We start from the raw sequence: 20015 nt of genomic DNA, 5'->3' as shown, positions 1-20015 counted from the left end.
GTAGTCACTGGAGGTAGCTATGTTCAGCACTGTCAAAACGCTCAATGCGGTCCTGATGTTCTTCTTGGAACTGAGCGTGCTGGCGAGTGCCGGATACTGGGGTTTCACCGCGAATGCGCAGTGGCCGATCAAGGTGGCGGCAGGCATCGGCGCGCCGGTGCTCCTGGGGGTGCTGTGGGCGCTGTTCGCAGCCGGCGGCGGGACCAATGCCACCTTCCCGCTGCACGGCCCAGCTCGGATGCTCTTCGAACTGGCGTGGTTCGGCGCCGGTGCGGTGGCGCTCTACGGCGCCACGTCCCTGCCGCCGGCCGCGATCCTGTTCGCCTGCTATCTCGTCAACGGCGTACTGCGCCTCGCATGGAATCAGGTGTAGCCCAGAAGGCCGGGCCACGGCCGGAATATCTGGTGCGCTTCACAATTCGTCCGCTCTTCGATTTGGATGTTGGAACATATTCCACGAATCGCGTCGAGTGGCGTGCATCACGTCGATATCGTCGCCCCCAACAATTTCTTCGGACTTCGGGCGCAGGGGGCCAGGATGCCGGACGAGAGAATCGCCCCGACAATTTTCGATCGTCGCGATTTCCTCGCGTACGCGGCAGGTTTCGCCGCCGCCGCGAGTGCGGGGTCGGCGCTGGCGCCCGCCGAGGCGCAGGCACAGCCGGCCGGACCGTTCGCCGCTGTCGACGCCTTCATCTTGGACACGGTTCGCGCCGTATGCGTGATGGTGTTCCCTGGGCCGGACGAGTGGTCGCGAGTGCAGGGCACGCCGCGGCCGGGTCCGGGGCCGATCGAAGTGGGTGGCGGCGAGTTCATGGTGGAACTGTTCGATCGCTACCTGGCCGCGGGTGACCAGCTGACCAGGCCGCTGGCCTCGGCGCTCGCCGCGGGATTGAACGATCTCGGCATTCCGGCACCGCTGCTGCTGGGGGTGTCTCCCGAGCAGGGCCGGACCATCGACCAGGCGCTCGGGTACGTCTACTCCGACCGGACGCTGCCGTTGTCGGTGCTGGTCGCGCTGGTACTGACCTTCGGCGCACTGCTGGTGGCGCCCGCCTCCCTGGTCGGACCGCTCGGTTCCCCGTTCGCCCGCTTGAGCCTGCGCGACAAGTGCCGGGTGATCGAGCTGGTCGAGCGGCCGCTGCCGGAGCTGGTCTCCCTCATCGATGGCGGTCTGCCGGGGCCGTTGCGTGGCTCGGGCACCGGCTTCCTCCGGTTCGCGGGCGGAATTCTGCTGGAGGGCACGGCCTTCGGCGTGTACTCGGAGCTGGAGATGTTCGATCCGGTGACGCGCACCGTCGCGGGCCGCCCGCCGTCGTGGGAACTCACCGGTTACCGGCCGGATGGGTTGGTCGAGGGTCATCCGGATCTGATCGGTTACTACCAGGGCCGCACGGAGGTGCCGGCATATGCGTGATGTCATCGTGATCGGGGCCGGTGGCGGTGGTCCCGTGGTTGCCGCGGAGCTGGCCGGGCGCGGGCTGGACGTTCTGATGCTGGAGGCGGGGCCGCGTCATGCCGCACCGCGCGAGCAGTGGTCGCACGCGGAGAACGACGCGAACAACCCCAACGACGGCTTCTTGCGGTTCGGTCCGCAGGATCGCGGCAAACCGGCTTGGTTCCGGGAGTGGGCGAACAATCTGTTCGTATGGGAATTGTCCGGTGTCGGAGGCACCACCGCTCACTATTTCGGCAATTGCCCACGGCCGTTTCCCGGCGTCTTCCAGGGTTATTCGGGCCCGGACGCGGCCGTCTATGATCGTGCGCACGAATTTCCGTTCGGCTATGAGGAGTTCGTGCCGTATCTGGAGTGGGTGGAGACGACGCTGCCCGTGCAGACGGCGGCGATGGGGACCAAGGAAAGTCTCACATTCCGTGGCTGCGAGAACGTCGGCCTCCCGGTGCAGACGTCGCGCACGACCACCGAGGCCTCCTTCCGGCCGCAACAGAACGCCATCCTGCAACCGGGTGGCAACGCCGGGCGCAGCGACCGCACCGATCTGCTGACCTATCCGGCCGCCACCGGCTGCACCTTCTGCGGGCATTGCTTCCAAGGCTGCTACGAGCCGGTCCACGCCCCACGCAACTTGTTCGCCAAACGCTCGACCGACAACAGCTATGTGCCGCTGGGATTGGCGGCCGACGCGGTGCGGCCCGGCGGCAGGCCGGTCGAGCTGCGCGCCGATTCGTTCGTGCGGACCATCAACTGGGAGGAGCGCGGCGGCGCGGTGGTCGCGACGGGCGTCAGCTGGCGGGAGAACAGCGGCGGCGCGGAGTTCACCGAGGACGCTCGCGTGGTGGTGCTGGCGGGCGGAACGACCCAGAGCCCACGACTGTGGCTCAACAGCGGGCTGCCCAACCCCAACGACTGGGTGGGCCGCGGACACACCGACCACTTTCTCGACTGGGTCATCGGCAGTTTCGACGAGTACACCGGCAACTCCAAGGGAGCCAACTCTTCGGCCCGCATCGACTTCCCCGGTCACGGCGGCATCGAGAACGTCGGCCTCACCCCGGCGATCCAGGCTTTCACGATGTGCCTGTCCGACAGCGGGATTCGGGGCATGTACGACAACGGTCGCGGGCCGTCGGGCCCATGGGACGGGCGCGCGGGCCGGCTGATCGGCGAGGAACTGATCGAGTTGCTGACCGACGGGATCGACCACCTGCTCAACTTCCTGGTTCTCACCGACGACCACGTCGAGCCCCGCAACCGGATCACCCTGTCGCTGTTTCCCGCGGACGAGAACGGCGCGCCCGCCAAGATCGATGTGGCACGGCGGCAGCGCAAGCCGCAGACCATCGCGAACCGGGAGTTCATGGCCGCACGCGCGGCGGAGATCATGCGCGCGGCCGGCGCCAGAAAGGTTTTCCGGATGGACTGGGCGCCACTGCTGCTGCACGTGCACTCCTCGATGCGGATGGGCGCCTCCCCCGCGAACTCGGTGCTCGACCCCGACGGGCAGGCCCGCTGGGTCCAGCGGCTGTTCATCGCGGACAATTCCGCGCTCCCCAACGCCCTCGGCGGCCCGAACCCGACACTGTCCAGCCAGGCGCTCGCCACCCGGACCGCCGAGAAGATCTTCGGTATCTACTTCGGCGGTGACACCTGGGTCGACAAGGAGTCCCCCGTCGTCACCACCGATCCGCGCATCACGGCGCGCATGGCCCAGCTGGGGCTGTGAGACGTCCGACCTTGTCGGATGGATGCGCTGTCAGACCGGGTCTGCCGTGGCACGGTTCGGCGGGCACGGATTTCCCGAGGCCGGGGCGCGCGGCAACGCGGTGCGGAGTCGCCTCTGTCGTCCATCCCGTGCACGGCGACTTGCGCGGCGCGCTGCCCAGGCTCGCCGCCCCGGGTTCGGTCGCCGCGGTGGTGTGCATGGGCGACACCTTGCCGCACCTGCCCGCCCGGGCGGACGTGCGGGAACTTGTCGCGGATGTCGGCCGGGCACTGCGGCCCGGTGGGAGTTTCGTCGCAACCCTATCGCGACCTGACTGCCGAGCTGCACGGTTGCGAACGCTTTATCCTGGTCCGCAGTACCGCCGACCGGATCCTCACCTGCTTCCTCGACTACATCGACGCGGACACGGTTCTGGTCCACGACCCTGCTGCACGACCGGCGCGGCGACAGCTGGAACCTGACCACCGGCAGCTACCCCGAACTCCGGATCCCGCACCGGTGGTTGACCGATCAGTGTCACGCGGCGGGCCTGCGCGTACACCATGACGACATCGGTCCCGGGGGCCTGCGGGTGCTCCATGCCGTCAGGTCCTGAGCACGAGAGGCGCCGGAACGCCGGTTCCGGCGTCGGACTCGCGGCTGCGCGCGAACGACGAGTCCGCGAGGCGACTGCTCGGCCCCGACGCATATGGGTTGTGCCACAGAGCTAACCGGCAGCGTTTTGGGAGGTTTCGAAGGCGCTTCGATCGACGTTGACAGCCGGTGGGGGTCGCCTTATGTTTCATCGCGCCGACACGGAATGTGCCGGTGACACAGCTGCTCCGCTGTCATGACGAGAGGTCGTCGATGTCGGCACAATCGTTGACGAGCCACGGTCGGTTCGCCAGACATCGTGACGGTGTTCTGCGTTTCCTGAAATCCGGCATGGTGTCCACCGCGCTGGTCGTCGCGATCGCGGCGCCGAGTGCGACGGCGCAGCCGAACGGGCCGGAACGTACCGAGACAGCGGTCGCTTCCTCATCGCCGATCACAACCGTGGCGGAATCGGTTGTCACTCTGCGAATTCCCTTGCCGGAGTCGGTCGGGCCGCATCCCGCCGCCTGCGACCGGCTGTCGTATCTGCGCTACCGGGATGCCGCGGGCCCGGCCCGCTCGGCGGAGGCCGACGCCGTTCTGGTGGCGCAACCGGGGATCTTCGAAGGCGCGGGCGCGTTCGACAGCGTCGCGCGCAATACCGTTGCCGCGGCCGCGAAGCAGGGCAGGCATCTGGAGTTCTGGGCGTTGGATCGTCGCTCCAACTGCCTGGAGGACCATCTCGGAATGCGGTCGGGTCTCGCATCGCGCGACGTGCACCTCGCGATCGACTACTACTATCGCGGCGCCGATATCGACGGCCGCCGCTTCGGCGGCGTGGTGCCGAACGAGCAGCTCGGGTGGCTCGGTCGGGTCGGTGTGGCGCAAACGGTGCAGGACCAATACGATCTGCTCACCGCCGAACTGCCGGATCCGGCATCGCGCAAGCGAAAGACGCTGTGCGGTGGTCATTCCCTCGGCGGGGTGCTCACCGGGTTCTTCGCCGAATGGGATTTCGGCGGTGTCGCGGGCGCCGACCAGTGCGCCGGCTATTTCGCCCTCGACTCCTCGATAGACACCTCGCTGTCCGCCCTCAACGGCGTCCCCGACATCATCGACCTCTCCGTCGGCGGCATCGGCTCCGCCGCGGCCGAGGCCGCCCTCGACGGCGGTGTGATCCCCCGTGTACTGGCCCTGCCCGCGGTCATCAATCCGGAGACGATGAACCTGCTCGGCATCGCGGGACTGGCCGCGTATCTCGCGCCCGACACCGAATCCGACCTGGCGACATACGTTCCCAGCAGCCTCAACCAGGAGGCCACCTACCGCGTCCTGGTGTCGCGGAATGTGGCGGCCGCCGCCACCGGCTCGCCGTCGGTGCGCGATTTCCGGATCACCAATGCCGCCGCGCTCGGAGCGTTCCTCGACGCCAACTCTCAGCCGCTGGCCCTGCTACAAGCCGGATTCGGCTTCTTCGACGGCGGCACCGTAGTGGACAAGGACTTCCCGCTTCCCGGTGACGTCGCCGCGGTCCCGGCGCTGCGCGGGCTCACCGGCATGTTGTTCGGCCCGGATCGCAAAGCCATCCCGGATCAACCGAACGGCCCCCTCTACACCTGGCGCGACTACGACGACCCGGCCGTGGCCGCGGGCGCGGCCGACCGCCACGGCGTACCGTTCACCGACGCCACCCATGAGGTCACCGACATCGCGGATCTCTCGCGCAGCCTGGCGGCGCAACCGCTGGACTTCACCGAGTGGTATTTTCCGATGAGACTGGCGTTCGACGTCTTCCAGTCGCAGGCACCCGAGCTCACGCGCCACCGCACGCACCCCGGCGGCATCTTCGCCAATCCGACGATCAACCTGATCGGCGGCGCCGGGGTGGTCGTCGCGGCCGGGGCGCGTGGTCACGGCGAGACGGTGACCGCCCCCGGCTACCACCACATCGACGTGCTCACCGCCGCCGCGAGACAATCCGGCGGGCAACCGGAGATCATCTCCACCAATCTGGCCCGCTTCGCCCTCGAACGCGTCGATCGGCCCTGATCCCCAGCGCCCTGCCCGCAGCATTCGGCCCGCCGAAGGCGTGCCCTCAGGCGGCCGGCATCTCGCTCGATACCCGCCACAGCCGGGCGGCGGCGTCGGGATCGAGCGCGTACGCGGCGACCCCGTTACGGGCGCTGAGCACGCCGACCTCGGCCTCGCCGCAGTCCTCGAAGTAGCGCCCACCGACGCCCTCGAGCAAGGGCGACGTCGCGACCAGAACGGAGGTGGCCGCGCCCTGCTCCGGCGTCTTCCACATCATGCGCGCCCCGCCCGCGGCAGCTCGGAGCTGCGCGAGTTCCTCGTCGGACACGTGGCGCTGCAGATTGGTGCGGATTCCGCCGGGCATCAGCGCGTTGGCCGTGATGCCGTCTTCGGCCCATCGCCGGGTCGCTTCCACGGCGAACAGCACGTTGGCCGTCTTGGACTGCCCGTAGGCAGACCACGGATCATAGGGGCGGCGCTCGAAGTGGATGTCGTCGAAGACGACCGGTGACCGATGATGCGCACTGGAACTCACCGACACGACGCGCGCACCGCCCGCCGCGGCCAGCGCCCCGTGCAGGCCGGTGGCCAGCGCGAAGTGGCCGAGGTGGTTGGTGGCGAACTGCATCTCCCAGCCCTGCGGTGTGCGCGTCAGCGGCGCGGCCATCACACCGGCGTTGTTGATCAGCATGTGCAGCGGCCCATCCCATCCGGCCACGAACGCCGCGACGGACGCCTGATCGGACAGATCGAGCGAAGCGACCAGCACCCGCTCGTTACCGGTGGTGCCGGCGATGTCGGCCGCGGTGCGTCGCCCCGCTTCGAGGTTGCGGACCGCGAGGGTCACCTCGGCACCGGCCCCGGCCAACGCACGCGCGGTCTCGATCCCGATTCCGGACGAGCCGCCGGTGACGATGGCCCGCCGCCCGGTGAGGTCGATCCCCGCGATCACCTCCGCGGCGGTCGACTCGGCGGTGAACGGGGTGATGATTCGGTTGGTCATGACAGGTCCCATCTCGGTAGACTCGAACCGGAGGACACTCCGGTACTCCCTCTAACCGGAGGAGCCTCCGCTTTGTTCCCGGGAGGACTCGATGACATCCGCACGCCCGCTGCGCGCCGACGCGCGACGCAACCGAGACCGGTTGCTCGAGGTCGCCGTGCGCGCGTTCTCCCACGAGGGGCCGGAGGTCACGCTAGAGGCCATCGCCAGAGAAGCGGGCGTCGGCATCGGCACGCTGTACCGCCACTTCCCCACCCGCGAGGCGCTCATCGACGCCGCCTACCGCAACGAACTCGCTCGGCTGTGCGATTCGGTCGACGATCTGTTGACCGCCCTCCCGCCGGACCAGGCGTTGCGCACGTGGATGGACCGTTTCGTCGACTACATGACCGCCAAACGCGGGATGGGCGACGCCCTGCGCGCACTCATCGCCTCCGGTGGCAACCCGTTCTCCGAAAGTCGCGACCGCCTGACCGCCGCGGTCGCCACCCTGCTCCGTGCCGGAGCGTCGGCCGGAACGCTGCGGTCGGATGTCTCACCCGAGGACGTGCTCGTCGGCCTCAGCGGCGTCTCGCTTGCCACCGAGAACGCGGAACGCCGGGAACAGGCGGGCCGCCTGCTCGACCTGCTCGTCGACGGCTTACGTCCCCGCCCCTGAGCCCCGGCCGCACGCTACTAGCACCGGTGCTCGCTCCGCCATAGACTCCGACCCGCTCCCGAGCCGACGGGCCTCTCCCGCTCCTGGGTCGAATGGAGTGAGCAACGCCACCACATCGGCGGCTCCCTCCCCCGCCTGGAATCCGCGGCGGGGTCACCCGCCACGCCTTCGCCCCACCACCCCCGGCAGCCGCACCGAATCCCCCGCATGGTTTTTCGTTGAAGTCGCCTATTTCGATCCGGGTGACCGTAATGCTGGCCGGGCCGGGGTGAGCGTGGTTTTCTCTGAGCCGATCGTCGGATTCGAGCGAAAGGCTCTGTGATGAATGACCGTGTTATCCGGCGATTCGCCCTCCGCGCGCCGTCGGGAATCGACCGCGCGGCATCGATTACTCTTTGACGGCTCGCGCCCCCGGACGACCGATCGCAGACAGGTACGGCCTGATCTTCGGCTGACGATGGGAATCCCGTGAATCTATGGAACTACATCCGAGGGCGGGGCGAAGTTCTTGCGTTCCTCACATATCAGCATGCCTCTCTGGCGTTCCAGACGGTCTTGGTCGGAACGGTCGTCGCCGTCCTCGTCGCGGTGGCCGTATATCGGCTCCCGCTGTTGTCCGCGCTGTCGCTGACCTCCAGCCGGGTGGCGCTGACGATCCCCTCGCTGGCACTGCTGGCGATCCTGCTGGTCCCCTTCGGACTGGGTGTGGTCCCGTCCTTCGTGATGCTCGCGTTCTTCGCGGCGTTGCCGGTGATCGGCAACGCGATCGTGGGTTTGCGGTCGGTGCCCGCCTCTGTCGTCGAATCCGCGCGCGGGATCGGCTTTTCGCGATGGCGCATTCTGCTGACCGTCGAATTGCCGATCGCCTGGCCGGTGATCCTCACCGGCATCAGGGTGTCCACCCAGATGATCGTGGGTGTCGCCGCCATCGTCGCCTATGTCCTCGGACCGGGCCTCGGATCGCTGATCTTCAACGGCCTTTCCCGCCTCGGCGGCGCGAACGCCCTGGAGATGGCGCTGACCGGCACCATCCTCATCGTCATCATCGCGCTGGTGTTCGACGCGCTTCTCGTCCTGCTCGGACGCCTCACGATCGCAAAGGGACTGTCATGACCGACGATGTGACCAGTCAGCCCGCACCGGAGCGCAACGTCACCGGTGCGTCCATCCGGCTGGACTCGGTCGTCAAGCGCTACAAGGGCCAGCAGAAGCCGGCGGTGGAGCGTCTCGACCTGGAGATCGAGGCGGGCGAGATCGTCGCGTTCGTCGGCCCCTCCGGATGCGGCAAGACGACCACCCTCAAGATGATCAACCGGCTGATCGAGCCGACCGAGGGCCGGATCTTCATCGGCGGCCGCGACGTCACCAGGGAGGACCCCGACAAGCTGCGGCAATCGATCGGGTATGTGATCCAGTCCGGTGGCCTGTTCCCCCATTGGACGGTCGCCAAGAACGTCGGCGCCATCCCGCGGGTGCTCGGGTGGGACAAGAAGCGGATCGCCGAACGCACCGAGTACCTGCTCGATCTGGTCGGTCTCGACCCGGGCACCTTCGCCGACCGGCTGCCGAAGGACATGTCCGGCGGCCAGCAGCAGCGGGTCGGCGTCGCTCGCGCGCTCGCGGCGGACCCGCCGGTGCTGCTCATGGACGAGCCCTTCGGCGCGGTCGACCCGATCACCCGGGTTCGCCTGCAGGACAGCCTGATCGCGATCCAGCACGAACTCGGTAAGACCATCGTGCTGGTCACCCACGACTTCGAGGAGGCGACCAAGCTCGGCGACAAGGTGCTCATCCTGTCCGAGGGGGGTCACGTCGAGCAGTACGCGAGCCCCGAGGAGATCCTCACCGATCCGGCCACGCCGTTCGTGGAGGAGTTCGTGGGCTCCGGCGCGAAGCTGGCGTATCTGACCGTCTCCCGGGTGCGCGACGTCGCCTACGACGAGGTGATCACCGCTCGCGTCGGCGAGTCGGCGCACAGCGTGATCGAGCGCGCGAAGGCCGCAGGACAGACCTGGGTCGTCGTCGTCGACGAGGCCGGACGGCCGCGGTCGTGGCCCTCGCTCGGCGAGCTGGCGACCAAACCGGAGGTCTCCGACTACCTCGATCGGCGATTGCCCGTCGTCGCACGATCCTCGACCCTCAACGACGCGCTCGACGCCATGCTCGCCACCAGCCAGGGCGCCGCGCTCGTCACCGACGGTCGCGGCGCGGTCCTCGGCTCGCTGGGGATCGGCACGGTCACGGAGGTGATCCGGAACAAGCTCGCCGAGGGACGCGCCGACGAGGAGGACCTCTCCTACACGACCTACGTCGACGGAACCGACCCGGCGCCGACCCCGGTGGTCGCCGCCGACGACGAACCCGGATCGGCCGGGCAGTCATGAGCCGCCTGCGCCGCGTCCCGCTCGACGTGTGGTTCGAACCGATCATCATCCTCGTCATCGGTGTCGGATACGTCATCTGGTATCGCTCGACGACGTTCACGCCGACGGAGAAGGCGTCCCTCGGCTGGGCCAACCTCGAGACCACGATCCTTCAGCACGTGAAGCTGACCGTGGTGGCCACGGTGATCGTGGTGGTCGTCGCGATCCCGCTGGGCATCGCGCTGACCAGGCCCGCGTTTCAGCGGCTCGAGCCCATCGCCGTCAACATCGCCAATGTCGGCCAGGCCGCACCAGCCGTCGGCCTGCTCGTCTTGTTCACCTTCTGGCTGGGCACCGGATTCCGCACGGCGATCGTCGGTCTCGTCGTGTACGCGGTGCTGCCGATCCTGCAGAACACGATCGTCGGGCTTCGGCAGGTCGATCAGCGCACGATCGAGGCGTCGCGGGGCATCGGTTATTCCGCTTCGCGGACCCTGTTCCAGGTCGAGCTGCCGCTCGCGGTGCCGGTGATCCTCAACGGGGTGCGCACCGCGCTGGTGATCCTGGTCGGCACCGCGACGCTGAGCACGTTCATCGGCGCGACCAGCCTCGGCACGCTGATCACGACCGGGGTCACCCTCTTCCTGCCGAAACTGCTCGTCTCCGGCGCGGTTCTGGTCGGGCTCCTGGCCTTGCTCATCGACTGGCTCGGCAGACTGGTGGAACTGGCCGCGACCCCACGGGGTATCTCATGAGATCGCCACGAGCACGAGTGGTCACGATGCTGTCCGCGCTCGTCGTAGCCGCGATGCTCGCCGGGTGCGGCCTGGTGAGCTCGTCGGGAACCTTCCACGACGCGCGTCTGCCGGACGGTGCGCGGCCGCTGGACGGGGCGAAGCTGGTCGTCACCTCGAAGAGCTTCACCGAGGGCGTGTTGCTGGGCAAGATCACCGCGACCTACCTGGCCGCGGCGGGCGCGGACGTCACCGACCTGACCGGGGCGCCGGGTTCCGCCTCGTCTCGGCAGGCCCAGCTCAACGGTGACGCCGACGTGCTCTGGGAGTACACCGGCACCGGCTGGGTCAACTACCACAACCAGACCGAGACGATCTCGGACCCGCGCGAACTCTGGCAGCGCGTCCACGACATCGAGAAGCGCGACCACGAGCTGGAGTGGCTGCCGCCCGCCGAGTTCAACGACACCTACGCGTTCGGCGCGTCGACGCCGACCGCCGAACGCTTGAAGGCCCGGTCGCTGTCGGACGTGGCGGCGCTCCCCGTCCCCGATCGGACGTTCTGCGTCGACGACGAATTCTTCAGCCGCTCGGACGGTTTCATTCCGATGCTGCGGAAGTACGGGATCCCCTACAACGATCCGAACGGTGTGCCGTCCGGCAACGTCACACGGATGGACGCCGGTGTCGTCTACACGGCCACGGCCAAGAGCGCCCCGTGCAATTTCGGCATGATCTACACCACCGACGGCCGGGTGAAGAACCTGGATCTGGTCGTGCTCGACGACGACGAGAAGTTCTTCCTGCCCTACAGCGGCACAGCGGTCGTGCGCGGCGCGATCATCGACCGCTATCCGCAGTTACGCACTCTGCTCGGAACGATTTCCGAACACCTCACCGACGAACTGATGCAGGACCTCAACGGCCGCGTCGACATCGATGGTGAGGATCCGGCCGACGTCGCTTACGACTGGCTGAAGAGCGAGAAGCTGATCCGGTAGAAGGCGGTCAACCTCTTTCCACTCCCAATCTATAGCGCACCCGGGGGCTTGCGGCAAGACCCGGGTCATGCCGCAGAATCGCTGGCCGTGGCCAGAACCTGCGGAAATGGGAGTAGCGAAATTCGGTACGAAGACGAATTGCGGTCCGAGCGCGACTACGCGGCCGGGCTCTACACGCGGCTCGACGCCGAGCGCGCGCGGGTGAAAGGTCGGTACGCCGCGGCGTTGCGGGGAACCGGCGGGACGCCGATGGAACGCGATGTCGAGGTGCGCGCGCTGGCCAAGGAGGCGAAGCGGCTGGACGTGGCGGACGACGGGCTGTGTTTCGGCCGGTTGGACACCCTCTCGGGCGAACACTCCTATATCGGCCGAATCGGCCTTTTCGACGAGGAGAACGAGTACGAACCGCTGTTGCTCGATTGGCGGGCCCCGGCCGCGCGGGCGTTCTACGTCGCCACCGCCGCCAGCCCGGAGAACATGCGCAGACGCCGCCAGTTCCATACTCGCGGGCGCACAGTGGTGGATTTCACCGACGAGGTGCTCGGCCGCCCCGGTAATGGCGAGCGAGGCGACGCGGCGCTGCTCGCGGCGGTCGACGCGCCGCGCGGTACCGGCATGCGCGACATCGTGGCGACGATCCAGGCCGAGCAGGACGAGATCATCCGGCTCGACCACCCCGGTGTGCTGGTGATCGAGGGCGGCCCCGGCACCGGGAAGACGGTGGTGGCGCTGCACCGCGTCGCGTACCTGCTCTACACCCAACGGGAGCGGATGGAACGCAACGGTGTGCTCGTGGTCGGCCCCAACCCGGCGTTCCTCGATCACATCAGCCGCGTTCTACCGTCGCTGGGTGAGACGAACGTCGTGTTCATGACCACCGGCGACCTGGTGCCCGGTCTGCGCGTCACCGCCGAGGACACCCCGGAGGCCGCCCGGCTCAAAGGCTCGCTGCGGATCCTGGACGTGCTCGCGGCAGCGGTGGCCGATCGGCAGCGGCTGCCGGAGCAGCCGCTGCCGGTCGAACTGACCGACGTCACGGTGCGCATCGACGCCGAGACCGCGGAGTGGGCCAGGGATGAGGCGCGCGCGAGCGGCCAGCCGCACAACGAAGCCCGCGCGGTGTTCCGCGAGATCGTCACCTGGGTGCTCACCGAACGAGCGATAGCCCGGATCGGCCGAGGCTGGCTGACCCGCGAGGAGCGCGAAGCATGGGAGAACCTGCGCGCCGACCTGATCGCCGAACTCGCGGACAACGACCGGTTCACCGCCGCGCTCGACGAACTCTGGCCGATCCTGACGCCGGAAACCCTGCTGGCGCAGCTGTACGAGTCCCCGGAGCGGTTGGCGGCGGCAGGCGCCGACGGGGCGCTGTGGCGCGCCGACGGCGATGCCTGGACGGTGTCGGACGTGCCGCTGCTCGACGAGTTGGTCGATCTGCTCGGCCGCGACAAGTTGGACGACCGCGCGGCGGAGCGGGAACAGCAGGCCGAGGCCGCGTACGCCGCCGGCGTGCTGGACCTCCTCGTCAGCCGTGAGGACCTGATGGACGACGAGGACCACCTGCTGGCCCAGGACATGCTCTACGGGCACGATCTGGCCGATCGCTTCCTCGAGCGCGACACTCGCGAACTCGCCGAACGCGCCGCCGCGGACCGGGACTGGACCTATCGGCACATCGTGGTCGACGAGGCCCAGGAGCTGTCCGAAATGGACTGGCGAGTGCTGATGCGGCGCTGCCCCGGCCACTCCTTCACGGTGGTCGGTGACCTCGCCCAACGCCGGTCGGTAGCCGGAGCGACCTCGTGGCACACGATGCTCGAGCCGTATGTGCCCGGCCGCTGGGTCTATCGGTCGCTGTCGGTGAACTACCGCACCCCGGCCGAGATCATGTCGGTCGCCGCCGCGCTACTCGCCGAGTTCGCGCCCGGGGTGCGACCACCGGAGTCGGTTCGCGCGTGCGGCGTCCAGCCGTGGTCCAGGCGGGTCACCGAGCACGAATCAGCCACGGCCATAGAGGATTTCGTCCGCGAGGAAGCCGGTCGCGAAGGTACCAGCGTCGTGATCGGGCCGCCGGATGTGCCGGGCGCGGTGACGGCGTCGGAGACCAAAGGCCTGGAGTACGACGCCGTCCTGGTCGTGGAACCGGAACGGATCCTCGCCGAAGGACCACGCGGAGCGGCCGAGCTCTACGTCGCCCTCACCCGCGCCACCCAGCGTCTCGGCGTCCTGCACCGGGGTCCATTGCCGCAGGCCCTGACCGGGTTGGCCGAATACGGTGCGGCGGGCGGCCGCAACCACCACCTCCCGAGTGGAGACCTCTCGCACTCCTACCCTTCCGGGTAGAAGACGAACAGCGTGCAGCCGGTCGTGGTCGCCGGTACATGCCACGACCCGGCCGGGGCGTGCAGAAACGTGCCGGCCGGGTAGTCGCGTGCGCCGTCGTTGAACGTGCCCGCGACCACGTAGACCTCCTCCGGGCCGGGCTCGTGGACATCGCGGCGCGGCCACGAGGTACCCGGGTCCATCTCCAGCACGTTGGCCTGCGCTCCGGACGGGCCTTTCCAGAGGTGACGCAGCCGGATGCCGGGGAAGAGTTCGCGGACCGGGGATTCGGTGACGGAGACGGAGGTGTAGCCCTCCTGGGCGAGGATCTCGGGGTGCATGCCTCCCACGGTGCCGCGCGCGGCGACGCCGGGTAAGTGTCCGGTTGGTCATCACAGGGTACTTTTTTGCCATGCATCGCGTGGTGGCCCTGGTGCGGCCGGTGCAGTCGACGTTCGAACTCGGCTGCGCCGCCGAAGTATTCGGGACCGAGCGGGCCGGTGTGCCGCAGTACTACGAGTTCGATGTGTGCGCGGAGACGCCGGGCCCGGTCGCGACCACGTCCGGCTACGCGCTGTCGGTGTCGCGCGGACTCTCGGCACTGGCCTCCGCGGACACCGTGCTCATCCCCGGCTGGGCGCCGGTGGACGCACCGCTGCCCGACCGCGTGCGCCGCGCGCTGCTGCGGGCGCACGCTCGCGGGGCGCGGCTCGTCACGATCTGCTCCGGGGTGTTCGCGCTGGCCCGCACGGGGTTGCTGGACGGGCGTTCGGCGACAACGCACTGGGCCCGCGCCGACCAGCTGGCAGGGGAGTTTCCCGAGGTTCGCGTGGAACCGGATGTGCTCTACGTGGACCACGGCGATGTCGCTACGAGCGCCGGTGCGGGCGCGGGTATCGACCTGTGCCTGCACTTGGTCCGGCGCGACCACGGCGCGGCCCACGCCGCGCTCATCGCGCGGCACATGGTGATGCCCCCGCACCGCGAAGGCGGCCAGGCACAGTACGCGCCGCCCCCACCGCCCGCCGACGCGCTCGACGGCCTCCTCGAATGGGCCGGAGCGCGCCTGGCAACACCGCTGTCGGTGGGCGATCTGGCCGCTCATCTCAGCGTCTCGCCCCGCACGCTGGCCCGGCGCTTCGCCGAACAGCTCGGCACGAGCCCCGGCGCATGGCTGCTGTCGCGCCGGGTGGCCGAGGCGCGCCTGCTGCTGGAGGAAACCGACCTGCCGGTGGAGGCGATCGCGGCGCGTGTCGGCCTCACCTCGGCGGTGAATCTGCGCCGCCGCTTCCGCGACCAGGTGGGCACCACCCCGGGCGCCTACCGGCGAGCGTTCCGAAGCCCGTAGCACCCCGTCGACGTGCTCACCGCTCGGTCAGCACAGACTGTCGGTTGGCGAGCGGAGTGCGCGGCCGGAAGAGTTGCGCTGGAGCGGTTCCCGGCACCGCAGACGACGCGGTGGCAGCCTCACCCAGCCGGGCGCTCGCTCGCGGGCAGCCGGCAGCCCACGGTCGCGGTGATCGTCATCGACCGGGTGTCGGCGAGCACCGACAGCTCGGTGTTGCTGTCCCACTCCGCACCATCGGCCCCCTCGAACGTCACGTGCCGGTCCGGCGAGGAACTACCGCCGGGCAGCATGTCGGTCGCACCCACCGACGCGGCCAGGTCGCGGGCCGTCTCCTGAAACCTCGCCCACGCTCCCTCGGGCAGCGAGCCGTCGGCTCGGTAGCGCGGCAGGACGACGCGTCTGCCGCCGGTGTGCTCATACGGGCCGTAACAAGGGCCGAGGGCTCGCTCCTCGCCGCGGGTCCACCGCAGCGCCGGTTCGATCGCCCAGGCAGCGGCCGCGATCTGCTCGACCACCGCCGCCACCTGCCGCTCCGCTGCCTCCGAAGACGGCAAGGCGGCCAATTCGGCTGTCGCCGTGGCGATCTCCTCGGCGGACGGCGGCGGGGCGGGCTCACCTAGCAGGGTGGCGCATCCGCCCGTCGAAACCACCACCGCGAGCGCGGCGGACCAGCGCAGTGCGGCGGCCGGCCTGCGCAGTCCGGTCATCGTCGCCTCCCGCCGTCCCCGCGGCCACCCATCGTGAGCGCGCTTTCCCCGCGATCGCATTCTCTCGCGATCCATTGACTCAATGAAACAATCTTTGTACTTTTGCATCATGACCGAGGGCAGCGACGGCGTCGACGAGAGGATCATGGACGCCGCGCTGGAACGCATCCTCCAGGTCGGGATCCGCCGGGCCAGCCTCGAGGACATCGCCCGCAGGGCCGAGCTCAGCCGGATCACCATCCATCGCCGGTTCGCGGGCAAGGACAACCTGATCGAGGCGGTACTCGCGCGCGAGACCCGCCGCATGCTCGCCGAGGTCACCGCGATCGCGACCACCACCGCCGACGTGGACGCCCAGATCGAGGAAACGATGCTGTACGTCCTGCTGCAGACCCGCATCCACCGGCTGGTCACCCAGCTGCTGCGGGTCGCGCCCGAGGAGGCGTTGCGCTTTTCCACCGTGCAGGGCGAACGCCTGGTGTCCATCGGGATCGAGTACATCGTCGGCATGCTCACCCACGCCCAGGCCGCGGGCCTCGTCGACGACTACGACCCGCGCCCGGTCGCCGAACTCGTCGCCCGCCTCGCCCACTCGCTGATGCTCACCCCCGGCGGCGGCAGCGTCGACTTCACCGACGACGCTCACGCCCGCGCCTTTGTCCGAACCACCATCGTGCCGTTGATGAAGCACGGCATCACCCGCCCCGACGAGGAGCCCACCCATGACCACGTCCGCGATCATCCCGGCACGGCACCCCGACCGGCCCCGTAAAGCACCCGGTCTCGGCCCGTTCGCCGCGCTGCTGCGCATCGGGAAACCGTCCCCGCAGCGCTGGCGGCTGCTCGGTGAATCACTGCTCGTCGGTGACGAGCCGATGGACCGCCTCGTCGAGTGGATGTACGCCGAAGGCATGGCCGCCACGCGGCCGTTGTTCGAGCGGGCACTCATGTCGGGCATCGACAGCATCCCCGGCGCTCCCTCGCCGCTGCGCGACTTCTTCACCGTCGTCGAGGACACCCCGGCGTGGGTCGACCCGGACCTGTTGCGCGACGGCGAGCGGGTGTTCCGTTCCGGCGGCAACGACGGCCTGTATTTCGCACGCGACGTGTCCTTCATCGGCGGCTACCTGGCCTCCGGATTCAACAAGACCCTCCTGCGCACCGGCGCCCTCGAGAAGGGCCCCGCCCGCCGGTTCGCCGAGACCTTGCAATGGGCGATGGACGTGTCCACCGAGAACGGCATGGATCGCTACGGTGTCGGCTACCGCTCCACCCTGCATGTGCGGCTGATCCATTCCCTGGTCCGCAGGCACGTCGCCGCCATGCCCGACTGGCGCACCGACGAATGGGGACTGCCGATCAACCAGACCGACATGGCCGCCACCCTGGTCGGCGCCCTGCTCGCGCCCGTCGTCGGCGGCATGGCGCTCGGTGTGATCCTCTCCCCCCGCGAACTTGCCGCCGCGGCCCACCTCACCCGCTACGTCGGCTGGCTCATCGGCGTCGAAGAACACTGGCTGCCCAACGGCTTCCGGGACGGCATCGCCATCCTCGACCACTGCCTGACCGCGATCACCAACCCCGACGAGACCAGCCGCCAACTCGCCCGTCCCATGGCCGACGATCCACTGAACTGGTCCTACCCCGACCTGCCCGGTCTGCGAGGCCGCCTCGCCCGCGCCCAGCACCTGTCGGTCAGCAGCGCCTTCCTCGGACCCAAAGCGATGCGGATCCTCGGACTGCCCGCCTACGTCCCGCCCTGGTACCCCGCGTTGCGCATCCCCGTCAACCTCGTACGCACTGCCTACACCCACCTGACCCCCGGCGGACTCGACCGCGCCGCCATCCACGGCCGCAAGCAGCAGGAAGCCTTCCTGCAACGCTTGATCGGCGAAACCAGTGCCACGATCGGCCACTCCGCACCGCGACTGGACCGAACCGCCTGATCGCCCACCCGGGCGGCCAATCAGAGAATTTCGCGATCGGCAAGGAGATGGTTGTGTCAGGTCCTTATCGGCTCATCATCTGGGGGCCCGGCGACATGGGCGGACGCGCCTTGCGCACGGCCCTCGAGTCACCCGATTTCGACGTCGTGGGGGTCAAGGTGTTCAGCCCGCACAAGAACGGCAAGGACATCGGCGAACTGGTCGGCCTGCCGCCGGTGGGCCGCGCAGCGACCACGTCGAAGGCGGAGATCCTCGCCCTCGACGCGGACTGCGTCATCCACACGCCCACCACCCTGGCACTGGTGCAAGGCGCCGACGAGGACGTCATCGACCTGCTCGAATCGGGCAAGAACGTGGTTTCGGCTGCCTCCTACCACAATCCGTCCATGCCGATGTGGCTGTCCGCCTCGCGGTCGCCGCTCACGGTCCTGCGCACGGTGTCCGGCATGAAAGTCACCGGCGACGCCTTCGGGCCGATTGCGCAAGGCGCTGGCGGCATTGCGCCTCGGTATGCGCGTGGCGGACTCGGCGGCCGCGCGACCGCTGCGCCCCGGTCTGGAGCGGCTGGCGGGTGGCGTCGTGGACCGGATGATTCCCCGGCGGGCCTCGGGAAACCGGCTGCAAGCGGCCTGCCTGGCAGGTGGGGTCTCACTGCGCGGCACCGGCCTGCACCCCGGGTTGATGGTCGAACAGGTGCTGCTGCGGCTCGCCGGAGTGCTCGACGAGGTGCGGGAAGTGCGGTTCCTGGAAGTCGGGGATCTCTCCGCCACGGCCCGAAGGCATGTGGGGTGGCCTGGAGAGCCTGGGATTCGGCATGCCGGTGCGCCGCGCCGCCCGGCGTGGTGATGCCCGACCTGCGTCCGCACTACCTCGTGGAGTCCTGATGAGTTCACCCACGCTTCCCGTCGCGGTGCTCGGCGTCGGCTTGCTCGCCGAACGGATCGCCGATCGCATCGACGCACGGGCCGACCTCCGGGTGACCGCGCGCATATCCACCGCGCGGACACCGCCCGAGGACACGAAGTGCGTCGTCTATGTGCCGGACTTCGCGGAAATCACCGCCGATGCTCCGAAAGCCGCACTCCCGCAGCTACTCCGGGACGGCTACGACGTGATATCGACCGTACCGCTCGACGGGCGTGTCCCTCTCACCGACCTCCTGGACGCTGCCGCACCGGGCATTCGACCTTCCACGCGACCGGCGCATTCCAGGCCACGATCCCGGCTCGGCTCGTCCGCTCCCTGGCCGAGGTCACCCGCGGTATCCGCCGCCTGGAACTCGTCGAGGAACTCGACCTTCCGCAGGACGGGGTGTACCCGTGGAACGCCCTGCACGACATCGGCATAGCGACGACCGACACCGCCGCCGCGGCGGTCGGCGTCGCCGCTGTCGACGGGTATTACACAGCCGGACTCCGCGTCCTGCACGAGGCCGCCTTCCCCGGCGCCGCCGATACCGCCGCGGCCCCGAGCACCTCGGTGGATGTGATCACCGACGACTCCGGAACCATCCGAGAAGTGATCGTCGACCGGGACCTCGGCCCCCGGCTGAGCTACCGCTCCATCTGGACCACGGCCACCGCCGACCGAGCACCCCTGCGCTACCGGCTGGTCACGACGACCGAGACCGCGAAGGGGACGGCGAACGTCCGGTTCCGGTTCACCGACGGACTGCATCCGGCCGACCATCTGACATGCGTGAACGTGGTCGACGCGATTCGCCCGATCCACGAGCACGAGCCCGGGATAGCTCGACGAGATCTCTCGATCACCCGCCTGCTGCCCGACGACCGGCTCTCCGTCTGACCGCTCGGCGGCCCGGCCGAGAAGGCAGCGACTGGTTTCCGATCGTCCTCGCGCACGAGCTGTTCCATCCCTCCGCCTCAGGAGGACACCGCCGCACAGTCCTGCTTTGTCAATGCGTCCTGATGTCCGGCACCGCGCGCGGACGCCGGAGTCCGCGCCGCGGAATCGGTTCGACGCATCGACGACTGCTACGCGGACCTGGACGAACAACCCTCGGCGGGCCGCGACCGCCGGTCCGCACGGTGACGACGGACGGCGGCCGGCCCCCGCGTCAAGTACACACATCGCGCACGAGTATGCGATGTTGCGACAACGTCACCGGTGGGCTATCTACACTG

At 69.0% G+C, this 20015-nt stretch carries 18 protein-coding genes; 15 read left to right on the top strand and 3 right to left on the bottom strand.

Annotated features, from left to right (window positions below; all coding sequences use genetic code 11):
- Positions 1–19 precede the first annotated feature (19 nt).
- The 4 genes from NG1_RS12150 to NG1_RS12135 all read left to right on the top strand — a co-directional run bounded on the left by NG1_RS12150 (position 20) and on the right by NG1_RS12135 (position 5807).
- A complete protein-coding gene (locus NG1_RS12150) occupies positions 20–373 on the top strand; it encodes a YrdB family protein (RefSeq protein WP_062970162.1) in 354 nt (117 codons plus the stop codon).
- 165 nt (positions 374–538) lie between these two features.
- Positions 539–1417, top strand: coding sequence for a hypothetical protein (locus NG1_RS12145; RefSeq protein WP_063910329.1), 879 nt, complete (start codon positions 539–541; stop codon positions 1415–1417).
- The gene (locus NG1_RS12140; protein ID WP_062970158.1) at positions 1410–3185 is read left to right on the top strand and encodes a GMC oxidoreductase; all 1776 of its coding nucleotides are present in this window, start codon (positions 1410–1412) and stop codon (positions 3183–3185) included. Before NG1_RS12145 ends, NG1_RS12140 begins: the two co-directional genes overlap by 8 nt.
- Before the next feature lie 846 nt (positions 3186–4031).
- Positions 4032–5807 carry a hypothetical protein gene (locus tag NG1_RS12135; RefSeq protein ID WP_245659869.1) on the top strand — a complete coding sequence of 592 codons (1776 nt, stop codon included), beginning with the start codon at positions 4032–4034 and terminating at the stop codon, positions 5805–5807.
- Between the two features lie 46 nt (positions 5808–5853).
- Here NG1_RS12135 and NG1_RS12130 read toward each other — a convergent pair whose 3' ends face one another.
- Complete coding sequence (locus NG1_RS12130) at positions 5854–6792, bottom strand: SDR family NAD(P)-dependent oxidoreductase (protein ID WP_062970157.1); 939 nt, start codon at positions 6790–6792, stop codon at positions 5854–5856.
- Positions 6793–6883: 91 nt separating this feature from the next.
- Between NG1_RS12130 and NG1_RS12125 the strand changes: the two genes are divergently transcribed.
- The 6 genes from NG1_RS12125 to helR all read left to right on the top strand — a co-directional run bounded on the left by NG1_RS12125 (position 6884) and on the right by helR (position 13891).
- A complete protein-coding gene (locus NG1_RS12125) occupies positions 6884–7450 on the top strand; it encodes a TetR/AcrR family transcriptional regulator (protein WP_062970156.1) in 567 nt (188 codons plus the stop codon).
- A 468-nt stretch (positions 7451–7918) separates the two neighbouring features.
- Complete coding sequence (locus tag NG1_RS12120) at positions 7919–8563, top strand: ABC transporter permease (RefSeq protein WP_062970155.1); 645 nt, start codon at positions 7919–7921, stop codon at positions 8561–8563.
- Positions 8560–9834, top strand: a complete 1275-nt coding sequence (locus NG1_RS12115; protein WP_062970154.1) for an ATP-binding cassette domain-containing protein — start codon at positions 8560–8562, stop codon at positions 9832–9834. Before NG1_RS12120 ends, NG1_RS12115 begins: the two co-directional genes overlap by 4 nt.
- On the top strand, positions 9831–10568 hold the full coding sequence (locus tag NG1_RS12110; protein WP_157114011.1) for an ABC transporter permease: 738 nt from the start codon (positions 9831–9833) through the stop codon (positions 10566–10568). Before NG1_RS12115 ends, NG1_RS12110 begins: the two co-directional genes overlap by 4 nt.
- Positions 10565–11548, top strand: coding sequence for a glycine betaine ABC transporter substrate-binding protein (locus tag NG1_RS12105; RefSeq protein WP_062970153.1), 984 nt, complete (start codon positions 10565–10567; stop codon positions 11546–11548). The genes NG1_RS12110 and NG1_RS12105 overlap by 4 nt, the downstream gene beginning before the upstream one ends.
- A 120-nt stretch (positions 11549–11668) precedes the next feature.
- Positions 11669–13891 (top strand): RNA polymerase recycling motor ATPase HelR, encoded by a 2223-nt coding sequence (gene helR, locus NG1_RS12100; RefSeq protein WP_218018961.1) that lies wholly within the window; start codon positions 11669–11671, stop codon positions 13889–13891.
- Here the strand turns inward: helR and NG1_RS12095 are convergent.
- The gene (locus NG1_RS12095) at positions 13876–14211 is read right to left on the bottom strand and encodes a cupin domain-containing protein (RefSeq protein WP_040872161.1); all 336 of its coding nucleotides are present in this window, start codon (positions 14209–14211) and stop codon (positions 13876–13878) included. The genes helR and NG1_RS12095 overlap by 16 nt on opposite strands.
- 71 nt (positions 14212–14282) lie before the next feature.
- Here NG1_RS12095 and NG1_RS12090 point away from each other — a divergent pair, with 71 nt between their 5' ends.
- On the top strand, positions 14283–15218 hold the full coding sequence (locus NG1_RS12090) for a GlxA family transcriptional regulator (RefSeq protein ID WP_062970151.1): 936 nt from the start codon (positions 14283–14285) through the stop codon (positions 15216–15218).
- Between the two features lie 119 nt (positions 15219–15337).
- Here the strand turns inward: NG1_RS12090 and NG1_RS12085 are convergent, their stop codons facing one another.
- Positions 15338–15925, bottom strand: coding sequence for an LppA family lipoprotein (locus NG1_RS12085; protein WP_062970150.1), 588 nt, complete (start codon positions 15923–15925; stop codon positions 15338–15340).
- A 109-nt stretch (positions 15926–16034) separates the two neighbouring features.
- Between NG1_RS12085 and NG1_RS12080 the strand changes: the two genes are divergently transcribed.
- From NG1_RS12080 to NG1_RS12060, 4 genes are all read left to right on the top strand, one after another.
- Positions 16035–16697: a TetR/AcrR family transcriptional regulator gene (locus NG1_RS12080; RefSeq protein ID WP_062970149.1), complete on the top strand. Its 663-nt coding sequence runs from the start codon at positions 16035–16037 to the stop codon at positions 16695–16697.
- Positions 16648–17871, top strand: a complete 1224-nt coding sequence (locus NG1_RS12075; protein WP_062970148.1) for an oxygenase MpaB family protein — start codon at positions 16648–16650, stop codon at positions 17869–17871. Before NG1_RS12080 ends, NG1_RS12075 begins: the two co-directional genes overlap by 50 nt.
- Before the next feature lie 516 nt (positions 17872–18387).
- Positions 18388–18717 (top strand): hypothetical protein, encoded by a 330-nt coding sequence (locus tag NG1_RS12065; RefSeq protein ID WP_157114009.1) that lies wholly within the window; start codon positions 18388–18390, stop codon positions 18715–18717.
- A gap of 465 nt (positions 18718–19182) precedes the next feature.
- The gene (locus NG1_RS12060) at positions 19183–19677 is read left to right on the top strand and encodes a hypothetical protein (RefSeq protein ID WP_062970145.1); all 495 of its coding nucleotides are present in this window, start codon (positions 19183–19185) and stop codon (positions 19675–19677) included.
- The last annotated feature ends 338 nt before the right edge of the window (positions 19678–20015 follow it).

It is taken from the genome of Nocardia gamkensis NBRC 108242, assembly GCF_001612985.1.
Taxonomy (GTDB): domain Bacteria; phylum Actinomycetota; class Actinomycetes; order Mycobacteriales; family Mycobacteriaceae; genus Nocardia; species Nocardia gamkensis.
This window is presented reverse-complemented; position numbering and strand designations above follow the sequence as displayed.